15 protein-coding genes are annotated in these 14,520 nt (G+C 71.4%); 13 read left to right on the forward strand and 2 right to left on the reverse strand.

The features are described from left to right. Nucleotides 1-35: 35 nt before the first annotated feature. The 3 genes from ACFWYS_RS15780 to ACFWYS_RS15790 all read left to right on the forward strand — a co-directional run bounded on the left by ACFWYS_RS15780 (nt 36) and on the right by ACFWYS_RS15790 (nt 2,295). Entirely contained in the window at nt 36-347 is a 312-nt protein-coding gene (locus ACFWYS_RS15780; RefSeq protein ID WP_384768082.1) for a DUF6412 domain-containing protein, read from the forward strand. A gap of 168 nt (nt 348-515) precedes the next feature. Then, nucleotides 516-1,229 carry a YidC/Oxa1 family membrane protein insertase gene (locus ACFWYS_RS15785; protein WP_384768084.1) on the forward strand — a complete coding sequence of 238 codons (714 nt, stop codon included), beginning with the start codon at nt 516-518 and terminating at the stop codon, nt 1,227-1,229. A 208-nt stretch (nt 1,230-1,437) separates the two neighbouring features. Further along, nucleotides 1,438-2,295, forward strand: coding sequence for a fumarylacetoacetate hydrolase family protein (locus ACFWYS_RS15790; protein WP_384768087.1), 858 nt, complete (start codon nt 1,438-1,440; stop codon nt 2,293-2,295). Nucleotides 2,296-2,385: 90 nt separating this feature from the next. Here ACFWYS_RS15790 and ACFWYS_RS15795 read toward each other — a convergent pair whose 3' ends face one another. Further along, nucleotides 2,386-2,913 (reverse strand): heme-degrading domain-containing protein, encoded by a 528-nt coding sequence (locus ACFWYS_RS15795; RefSeq protein WP_384768090.1) that lies wholly within the window; start codon nt 2,911-2,913, stop codon nt 2,386-2,388. Beyond that, nucleotides 2,910-4,001, reverse strand: a complete 1,092-nt coding sequence (locus ACFWYS_RS15800; RefSeq protein WP_384768093.1) for a Gfo/Idh/MocA family oxidoreductase — start codon at nt 3,999-4,001, stop codon at nt 2,910-2,912. Before ACFWYS_RS15800 ends, ACFWYS_RS15795 begins: the two co-directional genes overlap by 4 nt. A gap of 209 nt (nt 4,002-4,210) precedes the next feature. On the opposite strand from ACFWYS_RS15800, the gene ACFWYS_RS15805 reads away from it, so the two are divergent. The 10 genes from ACFWYS_RS15805 (at nt 4,211) to ACFWYS_RS15850 (ending at nt 14,468) form a co-directional block, all read left to right on the forward strand. Continuing rightward, nucleotides 4,211-5,287, forward strand: coding sequence for an ROK family transcriptional regulator (locus tag ACFWYS_RS15805; RefSeq protein ID WP_384768096.1), 1,077 nt, complete (start codon nt 4,211-4,213; stop codon nt 5,285-5,287). 115 nt (nt 5,288-5,402) lie between these two features. Next, nucleotides 5,403-6,203 carry a hypothetical protein gene (locus ACFWYS_RS15810; protein WP_384768098.1) on the forward strand — a complete coding sequence of 267 codons (801 nt, stop codon included), beginning with the start codon at nt 5,403-5,405 and terminating at the stop codon, nt 6,201-6,203. A gap of 94 nt (nt 6,204-6,297) precedes the next feature. Continuing rightward, nucleotides 6,298-7,053, forward strand: a complete 756-nt coding sequence (locus ACFWYS_RS15815) for a GntR family transcriptional regulator (protein ID WP_384768101.1) — start codon at nt 6,298-6,300, stop codon at nt 7,051-7,053. Between the two features lie 174 nt (nt 7,054-7,227). Next, nucleotides 7,228-8,352, forward strand: coding sequence for a TIGR03364 family FAD-dependent oxidoreductase (locus tag ACFWYS_RS15820; protein WP_384768104.1), 1,125 nt, complete (start codon nt 7,228-7,230; stop codon nt 8,350-8,352). Nucleotides 8,353-8,357: 5 nt separating this feature from the next. Continuing rightward, entirely contained in the window at nt 8,358-9,065 is a 708-nt protein-coding gene (locus ACFWYS_RS15825) for a phosphonatase-like hydrolase (protein ID WP_384768107.1), read from the forward strand. Further along, complete coding sequence (locus ACFWYS_RS15830) at nt 9,062-10,123, forward strand: ABC transporter ATP-binding protein (RefSeq protein WP_384768110.1); 1,062 nt, start codon at nt 9,062-9,064, stop codon at nt 10,121-10,123. The genes ACFWYS_RS15825 and ACFWYS_RS15830 overlap by 4 nt, the downstream gene beginning before the upstream one ends. Beyond that, the gene (locus ACFWYS_RS15835) at nt 10,116-10,898 is read left to right on the forward strand and encodes a 2-aminoethylphosphonate ABC transporter permease subunit (protein ID WP_384768113.1); all 783 of its coding nucleotides are present in this window, start codon (nt 10,116-10,118) and stop codon (nt 10,896-10,898) included. The genes ACFWYS_RS15830 and ACFWYS_RS15835 overlap by 8 nt, the downstream gene beginning before the upstream one ends. Then, nucleotides 10,885-11,682 (forward strand): ABC transporter permease, encoded by a 798-nt coding sequence (locus ACFWYS_RS15840; RefSeq protein ID WP_384768117.1) that lies wholly within the window; start codon nt 10,885-10,887, stop codon nt 11,680-11,682. The genes ACFWYS_RS15835 and ACFWYS_RS15840 overlap by 14 nt, the downstream gene beginning before the upstream one ends. A 38-nt stretch (nt 11,683-11,720) precedes the next feature. Continuing rightward, a complete protein-coding gene (locus ACFWYS_RS15845; protein WP_384768119.1) occupies nt 11,721-12,782 on the forward strand; it encodes a 2-aminoethylphosphonate ABC transporter substrate-binding protein in 1,062 nt (353 codons plus the stop codon). Between the two features lie 147 nt (nt 12,783-12,929). Further along, nucleotides 12,930-14,468, forward strand: a complete 1,539-nt coding sequence (locus ACFWYS_RS15850; RefSeq protein WP_384768122.1) for an alkaline phosphatase family protein — start codon at nt 12,930-12,932, stop codon at nt 14,466-14,468. The last annotated feature ends 52 nt before the right edge of the window (nt 14,469-14,520 follow it).

The following is a 14,520-nucleotide window of genomic DNA, read 5'->3' on the forward strand; positions in this document are numbered from 1 at the left end:
CGAGAACACCAGGGCGAGACGGGAGGGGGGTGCCGATGATGCGGAACCGGGCGAGTGTGCGTCCCGCCGCCGTGATGGTGCTGCTCTTCCTTGAGATCCTGCTGCTCGACACCGGCAGCCTCTCCGCGACCGTCGCGCTCGCCGCGACCGCCGCCGCGGGTTCCGCGTTCGCCGCCTGCTCCCTGCTGGCCTCGCGGGCAGCGCCCGCGGTGCCGCCCACCCGGGTCCGTACGGCCATCCGCGACCGGGCCCGCCGTACGGCCTTCCTGCCCCAACGCGACCCCGACGCCTCGGGCCGACCACGGCCCAGGGCACCTGGTCACGCCCTCCCGGCGACCGTCGCGTAGGGGCACACACGCACGTACGCACGCACCGAGACAGCTCACACCTGCTGTACCTGTCGTACGTGTCTTTCCTGTCATACCTGTGACCCCCGCGCGGGTCGTCATGCCGCCATGCCGTTTCCCGGCAGCTCTCTCCATTCCGGCACGACGAGACCCCCGGAGGGCTCACCCATGTCCGTTTTCGCCGACCTTGTTCAGCAGTTGGCCGACCTGCTCCAGCCGCTGTTCGGCGCCTCCGCGGCCGCCGCCGCGATCGTCCTGTTCACCGCCCTCGCACGACTGCTCGTGCATCCGCTGTCCCGGGCCGCCGCGCGCGGGCAGAAGGCGCGGGCCGAGTTGCAGCCGAAGGTCGCCGAGCTGAGGAAGAAGCACGGCAAGAACCCCGAGAAGCTCCAGAAGGCCGTACTGGAACTGCACGCCGAGGAAAAGGTGTCGCCGCTGTCCGGGTGCCTGCCCAGCCTGTTCCAGCTGCCCGCGTTCTTCCTGCTCTACCACCTGTTCTCGAACACGACGATCGGCGGGAAGGCGAACGAACTGCTCACCCACCAGCTGCTCGCCGCGCCCCTCGGGGACCGGTGGACGGACGCGCTCGATGACGGGGGAGTGTTCGGAGGTGCTGGGCTCGTGTATGTCGCGCTGTTCGTGGTCGTCGCCGGTGTCGCCGCGTTCAATTTCCGCCGTACGAAGCGGATGATGGCCGCGAATCCGGCGGTGCCGGTGGGCGGCGGGGAGCCGGTGCCGGGGATGGGGGCCATGAGCAAGGTCATGCCGTTCATGTCCTTCTTCACGCTCTTCACCGTGGCGGTGGTGCCGCTGGCGGCCGCGCTGTACGTGGTGACCAGTACGACGTGGAGCGCGGTGGAGCGGGCTGTGCTCTATCGCTGATCACAGATCGCTGATTGCTGATCACAGCTCATAGCTCATAGCTCACAGACCACAGGTCACTGATCACTGATCGCCGGGCGACTGGTCGACCTACGGTCCAGTACGTGAACCAGGTATTGCGGACTGGGCGTCGACCTTGGAGGATCGACCAGTCCTCCGATGGCTGCACCCATCGGCGGGCGCCCCGCGATCGAGGGAGATTGTGATCATGAAGCTGCTGCGAGTCGGTACGGCGGGAGCGGAGACGCCCGCGCTGCTCGACGCCGAGGGGGTTCTGCGGGACCTCTCCGGTGTCGTGCCGGACATCGACGGAGCGCTGCTGGCCGATGATGCGGCACTGGGGCGGATCCGTCGGGCGGCGGACGCCGGTGAGCTGCCCGCGCTGGACGCGGCCGGGCTGCGGGTCGGGCCGCCGCTGGGGCGGATCGGCAAGATCGTGTGCATCGGGCTGAACTACCACGACCACGCCCGCGAGACCGGCGCCGAGCCGCCCGCTGAGCCGGTCATCTTCTTCAAGGCCGCGGACACGGTCGTGGGCCCGAACGACACGGTGCTCGTGCCGCGGCGGTCGACGAAGACCGACTGGGAGGTCGAGCTCGCGGTCGTCATCGGGCGTACGGCCCGGTATGTGGAGTCCGCGGAGGAGGCGCTCGCGCATGTCGCCGGGTATGCGGTGGCGCACGACGTGTCCGAGCGGGAGTTCCAGATCGAGCGGGGCGGGACCTGGGACAAGGGCAAGAACTGCGAGACGTTCAATCCGCTGGGGCCGTGGCTGGTGACTGCGGACGACGTGCCGGATCCGCAGAAGCTGTCGCTCAGGCTGTGGGTCAACGGTGAGCTGAAGCAGGACGGGACGACGGCCGAGCAGATCTTTCCGGTGGGGGAGGTCGTGCGGTATGTCAGCCAGTTCATGACGCTGTATCCCGGTGACGTCATCAACACGGGTACGCCGGCGGGGGTTGCCATGGGGCGGCCCGAGCCGAAGCCGTATCTGCGGGCCGGGGATGTGGTGGAGCTGGAGATCGAGGGGCTCGGTCGTCAGCGGCAGGAGTTCAAGGACGCCTGAGGGGCGGGGAGCTGCGGTGAGCCGGCGGCCGCGGCTTCGTCGTGGCTTGTCGCGCAGTTCCCCGCGCCCCTGAAAAGCAGGGCGTCGCCCTTACTCCTTGCTCAGGAACTCCTCCACCGCCTCCACCACCATCCGGTGGTCGTCCAGCTGCGGCAGTCCGCTCACCGTCACCGAGCCGATGACCCCGGCGCCCTCGACGTTGATCGGGAACGAGCCGCCGTGGGCCGCATAGGTGTCGGGGTCCAGGCGGGAGGATTCCTCGAAGGTCGTGCCCTTGGCGCGGAAGCGGGCGCCGACGATGTAGGAGGACGTGCCGTAGCGCTCCACCACCCGGCGTTTGCGTGCGATCCAGGCGTCGTTGTCGGGGGTGGAGCCGGGCAGGGCCGCGTGGAAGAGCTGCTGGCCGGCGCGGTGGATGTCGATGGCGACCGGGGCCTGGCGCTCGCGGGCCAGCTCGACCAGGAGGGAGCCCAGGGCCCAGGCGTCCTCATGGGTGAACCGGCGGAAGACCAGTCGCCGTTCCTGGGCCTCCAGCTCCTCCAGGGGCGGGGTGAGCTCCGGGTGGAACTTCGGGGTGATCTCCGGGTTGTGAGTCTTGGGCGTCTTGTGCGTCGTCACAGCTTCACCGCCACTCCATCGTGTGCCGAACGACGTGCCGCCTCCAGTACGTCGAGGGCGGTGGCCGCCTCCAGGGCCGTCACCGGGTTGGGGCCGCCGTTCAGCAGTGCCTCTGCCACGGCCGCATAGTAGGCGGGGTAGTCCCCGGGGAGGGTGGGTTCGACGCGGCCGCCGCCCGTCAGGGGGGACTCGCCGGAGCCCACTCGGCCCCACAGCGACTCGGGTTCCACACCCCAGGCCGTGCCCGTGCCGGGCCGCACGCCCTCCCGCAGTGCCGCCTCCTGCGGGTCCAGGCCGTACTTGACGTAGCCCGCCTTCGAGCCCAGCACCCGGAAACGGGGGCCGAGTTGGGCGGTCGTCGCGGAGGCGTACAGGTGGGAGCGGACGCCGTTCGCGTGCGTGAGGGCGATGAACGTGTCGTCGTCCGTCTCGGCACCGGCGCGGCGGACGACGGCCTCGGCGTACACCTGGGTGACCGGGCCGAAGAGGACCAGTGCCTGGTCGACCAGATGGCTGCCGAGGTCGTACAGCAGACCTCCGATCTCTGTCGGGTCGCCGGACTCCCGCCAGCCGCCCTTGAGTTGCGGGCGCCAGCGCTCGAAACGGGACTCGAAGCGCCATACGTCACCCAGCTCGCCCTTGGCCAGGAGCCCCCGGAGGGTCAGGAAGTCGTTGTCCCAGCGGCGGTTCTGGAAGACGGAGAGGAGCAGGCCGCGCTCCTCGGCCAGCACCGCCAGCTCGCGCGCCTCGGCCGACGTGCCGGCGATCGGCTTGTCGACGACGACCGGGAGGCCGGCCTTCAGGGCGGCGGTCGCGAGCGGGACGTGCGTCTTGTTGGGGGACGCGATGACGACCAGGTCGAGGTCGGCGGCGCGGGCGAGCAGATCGTCGGGTGTGGCGACGACGCGTACGCCCGGGTGCTCGGCGCGGGCCTGCTCCTGCCGCTCGGGGTTCGACGTGACCACCGTGTCCAGGGCGAGCCCCTCGGTGGTGGAGATCAGCGGGGCGTGGAAGACGGAGCCGGCGAGGCCGTAGCCGATCAGGCCGACGCGGAGGGGAGCGGCGCTCAGGGAACTCGTGGGACTCATGGAACCCACTTTCGCAACGCTGTTGCCAAAGTGCAAGCGCCGGGGACAATGGGGGCGTGAACAGGACGGAAGGCGATGTCGGTGGTGCCAGTGGTGCCAGTAGTGCTGGTGGTGCCAGTAGTGCCGATGGTGTCCGTGGTGCCAATAGTGCCGGTGGTGCCGGTGGTATCGGTGGCGCCGGTGGTGCCGCGTGGCGGAGCCGGACCTCGATGCGGCTCGGTTCCCTGCGCAGCCACAACGCCGCGCTCGTGCTCGATCTGCTGCGCACGGCCGGTCCCGAGGGCATCAGCCGGCTAGAACTCGCCGAGCGCACCGGCCTGACCCCGCAGGCGGTCAGCAAGATCACCGCACGGCTGCGTGAGGACGGGCTCGCGGCGGAGGCGGGGCACCGGGCGTCGACGGGCGGCAAGCCGCGTACGGTGCTGCGGCTCGTGCCGGAGGCGGGGCATGCGGTGGGCGTGCAGCTGGACCGGGACGAGCTGACGGCCGTGCTCTGCGATCTGACGGGCGCCGTGGTCGCGCAGCGCCGGGCGCCGTTGGATCTGGGGGCCGGTGCGGAGACGGTCGTCGAGCGGGCCGTGCGCGAGGTGGGGGAGCTGGTGGCGGTGGCCGGGGGCGGCCGGCCAGATGCGCTGCTCGGTGTCGGGGTGGCGTTGCCCGGGCCGCTCGACCATCGGCGCGGAGTGCTCCACCGGGTCACCGGGTTCCCGGAGTGGAACGGCTTCCCGCTGCGTGACGTACTCGCGCGGCGGCTCTCGCTGCCGGTCGTGGTGGACAAGGACACCAACGCCGCCGCGCTCGGGCTTGCGGTCGGGGGAGGGGGCGCGTCCTTCGCGTATCTGCACTTCGGGGCGGGGCTCGGTGGCGGGCTCGTGATCGGGGGAGCGGTGCACCGGGGCGTCCGTACCGGAGCGGGGGAGTTCGGGCATCAGGTCGTCCAGCTGGACGGACCGCCCTGCGGGTGCGGCAACCGCGGCTGCGTCGAGGCGCTGTGCCTGGCGGCGGTGGCGCGGGGTGACATGGCGGAGGCGGCCCGGGTGCTCGGCGTCGCGACCGGCAACCTGGTCGCGCTGCTCGACGTCGATCTCGTGCTGCTGGGCGGCCGTACGGTCGCCGCGGCGCCGGACACCTTCGTACGCGGGGTCGCCGCCGTCCTCGACGAGCGGGCCCGGCGTGCGGGCGAGGACGCGGTGCCGGTACGGATCGCCTCCGGCGGGGGGAGCGGGGTCGCCGAGGGGGCGGCGCAGTTGTTGCTGGCGCCGTTGTTCGGGCGGGCGGAGGGGTGAGGGTGGACGGGTGAGGGCGGACGGGTGAGGGCGGTGGGCGTGCGCTGATCGAGGGGACTTGGCGGGCCGTACGGAATGGCGCCCCCCGGAAGCCGTAGTCGACCGGCATGGTCATGTGTTTATGCGACTGCACACACCAGCCTCCCTCTGCCTCGCAGCAGCCGCCCTCCTCGCCGCAGCGCCCCCCGTACGCGCGGACTCCCCGGCCGAGCTGCCCAGCTGCGCCACCGACGGCCGGACCTTCCCGCTCACCACCCGCCTGCACGGCGGGCCCGGCTCCTACGCGGCCGGCGGTGGATTCGGCACCTGGTACCTGGACCTCACCAACAGGACCGGGCGGACCTGCACCGGCATCCACCCGGTCGTCGTCCTCGTCGACGGCGAACGCGCCCTCAAGCCGTCCCAGCCCCGCCTGGAGTTCTACGGCGCCCCCGACAGCACCCGCCCCCGCCGCGTCCGCTTCGAGACCACCGACCAGGACGAACTCGTCGGCGCCTTCGACGGCTTCCCCGGCTTCACCGTCGGCGCCCGCGAGACCGTCTCCGTGAAGGTCCGGCTCGCGGTCACCTCGGACGCCGTACCGAACGACGTCACCGCCAACGCGGCCGTCATCCAGCGTCACGACGGCGACGGCGACTGGGTCGGCCAGTCCAACGACTACCGCTTCACCATCGACGCCGACCCGGGCGACCGGACCGGTACGGCCGACCCCAGCGCTTCCGCCGCCGCGTCCGTCGCCCCCGACTCCTCCGCGCCCCCCGGCGCCGACCCCGACTCCACCCGCGACCACCTCACCCTCGCCGACGAACTCGCCCGCACCGGCCTCACCTCGCCCCCCGCCGTCACCCTCGGCGCAACCACCACCGCCTTCCTCCTGGCAGGCGCCGTGCTGCTCGTCGCCCGAAGACGCCGCTGAGGGTGCCACCGACGGGGGCACGCCGAGAGGGCCCACCGAGAGGCCCACTGAGGGCGCCGCCCCCGCACGCCTCCCCGTCTGCGACGATCCCTGCGTGGACTACCCGAACGACCAGGCCCCCGGCGCCCCCGTGCGCCACGGCATCCCCGAGCACGGCCGCATCCCGAAGTACTACGCGGTGAAGGCCCGGCTCGACGGCCTCATCGACGGACTCGGCGAGGGCGACCCGCTGCCCACCGAACGCGACCTCTCCGAGCAGTACGAGGTGGCCCGCGAGACCGTCCGGCAGGCGATCCGCGAGCTGGTGCTGGAGGGCAAGCTGCGGCGGCAGGGGCGGGGCACGGTCGTCGCCGGACCCAAGCTCGAACAGCCCCTGTCCCTGGCCAGTTACACCGAGGGCGTACGACGGCAGGGGCGCACCCCCGGCCGCACCCTCGTCACCCTCGACCGCTTCCCCTGCCCCGCCTCCCTCGCCGCCGAGACCGGTCTGGAACACGGCGAGTCCGTCTGGCACATGGAGCGCGTTCTGCTCGCCGACGAGGAGCGGGTCGGCCTGGAGAGCACCTACGTCGCCGTGGCCCGGGTGCCGCGTCTGGACGCCGACTTCGACCCCGACTCCTCCTTCTATGGCTTCCTCCATCAGCAGGGCATCGCCTTCGGGGACGCCGACGAGCGCATCGAGACCGTGCTGGCCACCCCGCGCGAGGCCCTGCTCATCGGCACCCCGCCGGCCCTCCCGATGCTGCTGATCCACCGGGTGTCCAGGGACTCGGAAGGGCAGCCGCTGGAGCGGGTGCGGTCGCTGTACCGCGGCGACCGGTTCTCGTTCACCACGCACCTGCGTGGCTGAGAAACCCGGCTAGGTGGCTGAAAAGCCTGGAGAAAAGTCCAGAAATGACCCTACTTCACCCCTCTCCAAATATCACGAACAGATAACGGGTCTAGCCCAAACGTGATGGCCAGTTCACGCTCTCGTTGTCAGCCGGACCCTTCCGGTTCCCCGATCCCGAGGAGCGTTGCCGTCGTGAGAGTGATAGTCGTCGGAGCCGGCGTGGTGGGCACCATGCACGCCTGGCAAGCAGTGGAACGCGGCCATGAGGTCGTACAGATCGAGCGCGAGGCGGAGGCTCGCGGCGCCTCGCTGCGCAACTTCGGGCAGATCTGGGTGAGCGGACGCGCGGGCGGCGAGGAGCTGGAGACCGCGCTGCGGGCCCGGGAGCTGTGGGAGGGGATGGGGGCTCGGGTGCCGGGCCTCGGTTTCCGGCCGAACGGCTCCCTGACTCCCGTCCGCGGCGACCTCGAACTCGCCGTCGCCGAGGCCGCCGTGGCCCGCGAGGACGCCGCCGCCCGCGGCCACAAGCTGCTGACCCCCGATGAGGCACGGGCCCTGAACCCCGCTCTGCGCGGCGAGTTCACCGCCGCCCTGTACTGCGAGCGGGACGCCGCCGTCGAGCCGCGCACCGCACAGCTCGCCCTGCGCGAGGAGCTGCTGAAGTCCCCGAACTACACCTTCAGGCCGAGCAGGGAGGTCCGGGAGGTCATCGGCGGGAGCGCCGTCCGTGACGACCACGGCGACGTGCACAGCGGCGATGTCGTCATTCTGTGCACCGGCGCCTGGCTCGGCGGCCTGGTCCGCGAGCTGGCCGGACCCGACCTCCCCGTCCGCCGCGTCCGTCTCCAGATGATGCAGACCGACCCGCTCGGCGAACCGCTCACCACCTCGGTCGCCGACGCCGACAGCTTCCGCTACTACCCGGCGTACGCCTCCGCCGCGCTCGACGCGCTCAACGCCGGTCAGGCGCAGGCCGAGACCGCCGCGGCCCACCGTATGCAGCTGCTCATGGTGCAGCGCGCCGACGGCGGGCTGACCATCGGCGACACCCACGAGTACGAGCACCCCTTCGCCTTCGACACCGTCGAGGACCCCTACGACCACCTCACCGAGGTCGTCGAGTCCCTCCTCGGCCGCCCGCTGCCGAAGATCCGACGCCGCTGGGCCGGGGTGTACGCGCAGTGCACCGACCCGGGGCGGGTGGTGCACCGGCAGCAGGTGCGCGACGGGGTGTGGCTGGTCACCGGGCCCGGTGGGCGCGGCATGACCTGCTCGCCCGCGATAGCCGAGACGACCGCGAACGAACTGGGCTGGTGACTGACATGACGCTGCAACAGGAGATCCGGCAGGAGACGCGGCAGGACATCCGGCTGGTCGTCCTCGACATGGCCGGTACGACCGTCGCCGACGGCGGCCTCGTCGAGCGGGCCTTCGCGGCGGCCGCACGCCACGTCGGCGCGGACCCCGAGGCGGGTCTTGAGCATGTGCGGGCCACCATGGGCGAGTCCAAGATCTCCGTCTTCCGGCATCTGTTCGGGGAGGAGGCGACGGCGCAGGAGGCGAACAGGGCCTTCGAGGCCGCCTATGCCGAACTGGTCGACGCCGGCGAGGTCGCGGCCCTGCCCGGTGCGCGCGAGGCCATCGAGGAGCTCACGGCCCAGGGCCGCACCGTCGTACTGAGCACCGGCTTCGCGCGCCCCACCCAGGACGCGATCCTGGCCGCGCTGGGCTGGCAGGACCTGGTGCCGCTCACGCTGTGCCCCGCGGACGCCGGGGGCCGGGGGCGGCCGTATCCGGACATGGTCCTCACCGCGTTGCTGCGGACGGCGGCCGCCGATGACGTACGCCGGATCGCCGTCGCAGGTGACACCTCCTACGACATGCTCAGCGGGGTCCGTGCGGGCGCGGGCGTCGTCGCCGGCGTCCTGACCGGCGCGCATGACGCGGGCGCGCTGCGGGCGGCCGGGGCGACCCATGTGCTGGACGGCGTGGCGCAGTTGCCGGGAGTGCTCACGGGAGTGCTCACATGAAGGGCGGCATCCGCTTCGACTCCGTCAGCGTCGCCTACGACGGCAACGTCGTCCTCGACTCGCTCGACCTCACCGTCGAGCCCGGCGAGGTCATGGCGCTGCTCGGGCCGTCCGGATCCGGCAAGACCACCGCGCTGCGGGCGGTCGCCGGGTTCGTACGGCCCGCCTCCGGGCGGGTGTTCCTCGGCGGGCGGGACGTCACCGACCTGCCGCCCTACCGGCGCGGCATCGGAATGGTCGTCCAGCAGTACGCCCTGTTCCCGCACATGCGGGTCGAGGAGAACGTCGCCTTCGGACTGAAGGCGCGGAAGGCGCCCAAGGTACCCAGGGCCGAGATCCGCGCCCGGGTCGCCGAGGCCCTGGAGATGACCGGCATGGCCGGTTACGCCCGCCGCTACCCGCGCGAGCTGTCCGGCGGCCAGCAGCAGCGCGTCGCCATCGCCCGCGCCCTCGCCATCCGCCCCGGCGTCCTCCTCCTGGACGAGCCGCTGTCGGCACTCGACGCCCGTCTGCGCTCCGGCATGCTCGCCGAACTGGCGCGCCTGCACCGCGAGTTGCCCGACGTGACGATCCTGTACGTCACCCACGACCAGGTCGAGGCCCTCACCCTCGCCGACCGGATCGCGGTGATGGACAGCGCCCGGCTCCAGGCCTGCGGGACCCCGCGGGAGCTGTACCGGGCGCCCGCGAACGAGTTCACGGCGTCCTTCGTCGGCAACGCCAACCTGCTGCCGGTGACGGTCGGTTCGGGAGGTGTTGCCTTCGGGGGCGGCGAGCTGACGGTGGACACGGGGGGCGCGGCGCCGGGCGCGAAGGCGACGCTGTGCGTACGGCCCCATCTCGTCGGCCTCGGCGAGGGACCCAACCGGCTCGCGGGGACGGTGAGCGAGATTCAGTGGCGCGGCGCCACGCATCGGCTGTACGTCGAGGTCGACGGGCATCGGGTCATCGCCGATCTGCGGGAACTCAAGGATCCGCCGGTCCATGGTGACGAGGTGACCCTGCACTTCTCGCCCGACGACGCGGTGCTGCTGACCGCGGGAGTCACCCATGACTAGAAGGCTGCTGTGGGCCTGCCCGCCCGTCGCCCTCCTCGCACTGGTCTTCCTCTACCCCCTCGCCCTCGTCGTCCAGCAGTCCTTCCAGCCCGACTCCGGCGGCACCTCCCTCCAGCCCTACGCCGACGTCTTCGCCTCGGCCGCCTTCCGCGAGGCGCTGTGGACCACCGTGTGGATCGCCGTCGCCTCCACCGTCGGCTGCCTGGTCCTCGGCTTCCTGCTCGCGCTGGTCATCGCCTTCGTGCCCTTCCCGGGCGCCAGGATCGTCGCCCGGTTCGTGGACGTCTTCCTCACCTTCCCGTCCTTCCTGATCACCCTCGCCCTGCTGTTCATCTACGGCACGACCGGCATCATCGGTTCCTTCCAGTTCCTCACCACCCCCTGGGGCGTGCTCCTCGCCGAGGTCACCTACTTCACGCCCTTCGTCGTACGACCCCTGCTCGCGTCCTTCTCCCAGCTGGACACCGCCCAGCTGGAGGCGGCCAGTTCGCTCGGCGCGCGCCCCCTGCGCATCGTGCGCCGAGTGATCCTCCCGGAGGCGCTGCCCGCTCTCGCGGCGGGCGGCAGCCTGGTCCTCGTCCTGTGCCTCAACGAGTTCGGGATCGTCCTGTTCACCGGCGCCAAAGGAGTCACGACCCTGCCGATGCTCGTCTACAGCAAGGCGATCCTGGAGTCCGACTACCCGGGCGCCTGTGTGGTCGCCGTCGTCAACGTCCTGATCTCCGTGAGCCTCTACGGCCTCTACCGGGTGGTGAGCCGACGTGCTGGTGCATAGCCGCGGGGCCAGGTGGGCCGTATGGGCCCTGTTCCTCGTCCTGTTCCTGCCCCTGTTCGCCCTGCCGCTGCTCGTCGTCCTCGGCGCCTCCTTCGCCACCAACTGGTCGGGCGTGCTGCCCTCCGGGTTCACCACCGGGCACTACGCGACCGCCACCCGCGGCGAGGCCCTCCAGGCCCTCACCACCAGCCTGGTCACGGCCGCCGCCGCGAGCCTGCTCGCCCTGGCCGCCGGCACCTGGGCCGCGCTCGCGGCGGCCGCGCTGAAGAAGCGGCACCGCAGGTTCATGGACGCGCTCTTCGTCCTTCCGGTCGCCGTCCCCTCGGTCGTCGTCGGCCTCGCGATCCTGGTCGCGTTCTCCAAGCCGCCGTTCCTGCTCAACGGCACCCGGGAGATCGTGATCCTCGCCCACACCGTCCTGGTCACCGCCTTCTCCTACCAGTCCGTGTCCGCCGCCCTCGCCCGCCTCGACCCCGCCTACGAACAGGCCGCCGCCTCCCTCGGCGCCCGGCCCGCGTACGTCCTGCGGCGGGTCAGACTCCCGCTGCTCCTGCCCTCGCTCACCGCTGCCGCCGGCCTCTGCTTCGCCCTGTCCATGGGCGAGTTGAGCGCCACGATGATGCTCTACCCGCCCGACTGGACCCCGCTGCCCGTCCTGATCTACGCGGCCACCGACCGCGGCGCCCTGTTCGCCGGGTCCGCCCTCGCGGTGGTCCTGATGACGGCGACGCTGCTCGCCCTGTTCGCCGTCTCGCGCATCCGCACCAGAGCCTCGTACCGCTGACCCCAACATCTCTCCTCGTGCAAGGAGTTCACCCCGCCATGCCCAGAAACACCCTCAAGCCCGCCATCGCCCTCTCCCTCACCCTCCTCGCCGCCCCGGCGCTGTCCGCGTGCGGCACCGGCTCCGCCTCCTCCGACGAGAAGGCCGTCACCGTCTACAGCGCCGACGGCCTCAAGGGCGAGAACGGCGACGGCTGGTACGACCGGGTCTTCAAGGACTTCGAGAAGCAGACCGGCATCAAGGTCGAGTACGTCGAGGGCGGCTCCGGCGAGATGGTGCAGCGCGCCGCCCGGGAGAAGGGCAACCCGCAGGCCGACGTACTCGTCACGCTCCCGCCGTTCATCCAGCAGGCCGACGGCAAGGGCCTGCTGCAGAAGTACGCCCCCAAGGGCTCCGACCAGGTCAGCGGCGCCGACAAGGGAGCCGACGCCACCTGGACCTCCGTCGTCAACAACTACTTCGGGTTCGTCTACGACAAGAAGGAGCTGAAGCAGGCGCCCACGACCTGGGAGGAGCTGCTGGACGGCTCGTACAAGAACAAGCTCCAGTACTCCACCCCGGGCGTCGCCGGTGACGGAACCGCCGTGCTCATCAAGGCGATGCACGACTTCGGCGGCGAGCAGCCCGCCATGGACTACCTCGGCAGGCTCCAGGCCAACAACGTCGGCCCGTCCGCCTCCACCGGCAAGCTCGCCCCCAAGGTCGACAAGGGCGAACTCCTCGTCGCCAACGGTGACGTCCAGATGAACTTCGCCCAGGCCAAGACCATGCCCAACCTCGGCATCTGGTTCCCGGCGAAGGACGGCGGCAGGCCCACCACCTTCGCCCTGCCCTACGCCGCCGGCCTCGTCACCGACGCCCCGCACACCGAGAACGGCAAGAAGCTGCTCGACTTCATGCTGAGCCAGGGCGCCCAGCAGCAGGTCAGCGAGATCGGCGGCGGCTTCAGCGCCCGCCAGGACGTCAAGGCCACCGACGCCAACGCGGTCGCGCTCGCCCGGCTCATGGACGGCGTCGAGGTCTTCGAACCCGACTGGGACGACATCGACAAGAACCTCACGACGTATGTCGACGCCTGGAAGTCGGCCACCGGCAGCTGACTCGCCCCCTCAAGGCCACCCACCAGGGCCATATCACCAACACCACACCTGCAAAGCCGCACCACCGCAACGCCCCTGGCACCACCACCGGGGGCGTCGCCGTGCCCGCACCCGACCGCTCGCTCCACAGCCCCCTCGGAGGATCACGTGACGTCACACCTGTCCCGCCGCACCGTCCTCACCACCACCGCCGCGACCACCGCCACCCTCGCCCTCGGCACCGCCGCCGCCTCCCAGGCGCACGCCGTCCCCACGCTCCCCGACGGCACCAGCAAGGACAAGGTGCTCGTCATCGGCATGGACGGCCTGCGCCACGACCGCATCGACGCGGCGAACGCCCCGCACCTGAAGGCCATGATGAGCGAGGGCACCTACGGCACCTCGCTGCTGTACGCCAGCCCGATGGCCGCCACCTCCTCCGGCCCCGGCTGGTCCACCATCTCGACCGGCGTATGGCCCGACAAGCACGGCGTCAAGGACAACACCTTCGCCGGCAAGAACTACGGCACCTACCCCGGCTTCCTCGCCCGCCTCGCCCAGGTCCGCCCCGCGCTCTCCACCTACGCGGCCGTCGACTGGAAGCCCCTGGACGCCCAGGGCACCGTCACCCCCGGCGCCGACGCCAAGCTGGTCCTCGACGGCGACGCCGACGGCTACACCGCGCACGACGCCACCATCGCCGGGGAGGCCGAGGCGATCATCCGCGACCAGAACCCGGACGTCCTGTTCGTCTACTTCGGCCAGTCCGACATCGTCGGCCACACCCTGGGCGCGGGCAGCCAGGCCTACCTCGACCAGATCGCCGTACAGGACGCCTACGTCGGCCGGCTGCGCGCCGCCATCGAGGCGCGGCCCGGCTACACCACCGAGCGGTGGACCGTGATCGTCGCCACCGACCACGGCCACAAGGACGCGGGCGGCCACGGCGGGTCCACCATCGAGGAGCGACGTACCTTCGTCCTCGCCGCCGGGCCCGGCATCGCCGCCGGCGCCCGCCCGATCGACACGCGGCTCGTCGACGTCGTACCCACCGTCCTCACGCAGCTCGGCATCGCCGTCGACCCCGCCTGGGGCCTGGACGGCAAACCGATCCAGGAGCGGTCCACGGACCCCTTCGAGGCGCTGCGGCCCTCCCTGACCGGGCGGGTCGACGAGACCGGCATCCCGGCCGGCGTGCTCGGCTTCACGCACACGGCGCCCAGCGGCTGGTCCGTCATCAACAACGCCATGGGTACCGGCGGCATGACCGAGTGGCGCGGCTGGGCCTTCGCCACCGACGAGTTCTGGTCCCGCACCCAGCGCGACCAGTGGCGTGAACTCAACGTCCGCGCGCGCGGCGTCTTCGCGGTCGCCGACTCCGACGAATGGGCGGACAAGAACTTCTCCGGAACGTACGACTCCACCCTGGTGACCCCCGCCCACGACGTCACCGGCAGGACCAAGGTGCGGCTGGACTTCACCACCTTCTACCGGCAGGAGGGCTCCCAGACGGCCCAGATCCTCGCCTCCTTCAACGGCGGCACCCCCACCGTGGTCAAGAGCTACACCTCCGATGTCGTATCCCAGCCCCAGTCGGTGACCGTCGACGTCCCGTCCGGGGCGTCCACCGTTAACTTCCGGTTCCGCTACACCGGGTCAAACAACTGGTACTGGGTGATCGACGGGGTCAGGATCAGCCAGTCCTGATTACCCTGGGGGCGTCGGTACGGTGTGGTTCCGGCGCCCCCAGCTCGCTCAT

It is taken from the genome of Streptomyces sp. NPDC059010 (assembly GCF_042740355.1).
Taxonomy (GTDB): domain Bacteria; phylum Actinomycetota; class Actinomycetes; order Streptomycetales; family Streptomycetaceae; genus Streptomyces.

Excerpts from the sequence above, each read along its gene's own strand:
- ACFWYS_RS15780 (WP_384768082.1), top strand. The coding sequence starts at position 36 with ATGATGCGGAACCGGGCGAGTGTGCGTCCCGCCGCCGTGATGGTGCTG.
- ACFWYS_RS15785 (WP_384768084.1), top strand. The coding sequence starts at position 516 with ATGTCCGTTTTCGCCGACCTTGTTCAGCAGTTGGCCGACCTGCTCCAG.
- ACFWYS_RS15790 (WP_384768087.1), top strand. The coding sequence starts at position 1,438 with ATGAAGCTGCTGCGAGTCGGTACGGCGGGAGCGGAGACGCCCGCGCTG.
- ACFWYS_RS15800 (WP_384768093.1), bottom strand. The coding sequence starts at position 4,001 with ATGAGTCCCACGAGTTCCCTGAGCGCCGCTCCCCTCCGCGTCGGCCTG.
- ACFWYS_RS15805 (WP_384768096.1), top strand. The coding sequence starts at position 4,211 with ATGCGGCTCGGTTCCCTGCGCAGCCACAACGCCGCGCTCGTGCTCGAT.
- ACFWYS_RS15825 (WP_384768107.1), top strand. The coding sequence starts at position 8,358 with ATGACGCTGCAACAGGAGATCCGGCAGGAGACGCGGCAGGACATCCGG.
- ACFWYS_RS15830 (WP_384768110.1), top strand. The coding sequence starts at position 9,062 with ATGAAGGGCGGCATCCGCTTCGACTCCGTCAGCGTCGCCTACGACGGC.
- ACFWYS_RS15835 (WP_384768113.1), top strand. The coding sequence starts at position 10,116 with ATGACTAGAAGGCTGCTGTGGGCCTGCCCGCCCGTCGCCCTCCTCGCA.
- ACFWYS_RS15845 (WP_384768119.1), top strand. The coding sequence starts at position 11,721 with ATGCCCAGAAACACCCTCAAGCCCGCCATCGCCCTCTCCCTCACCCTC.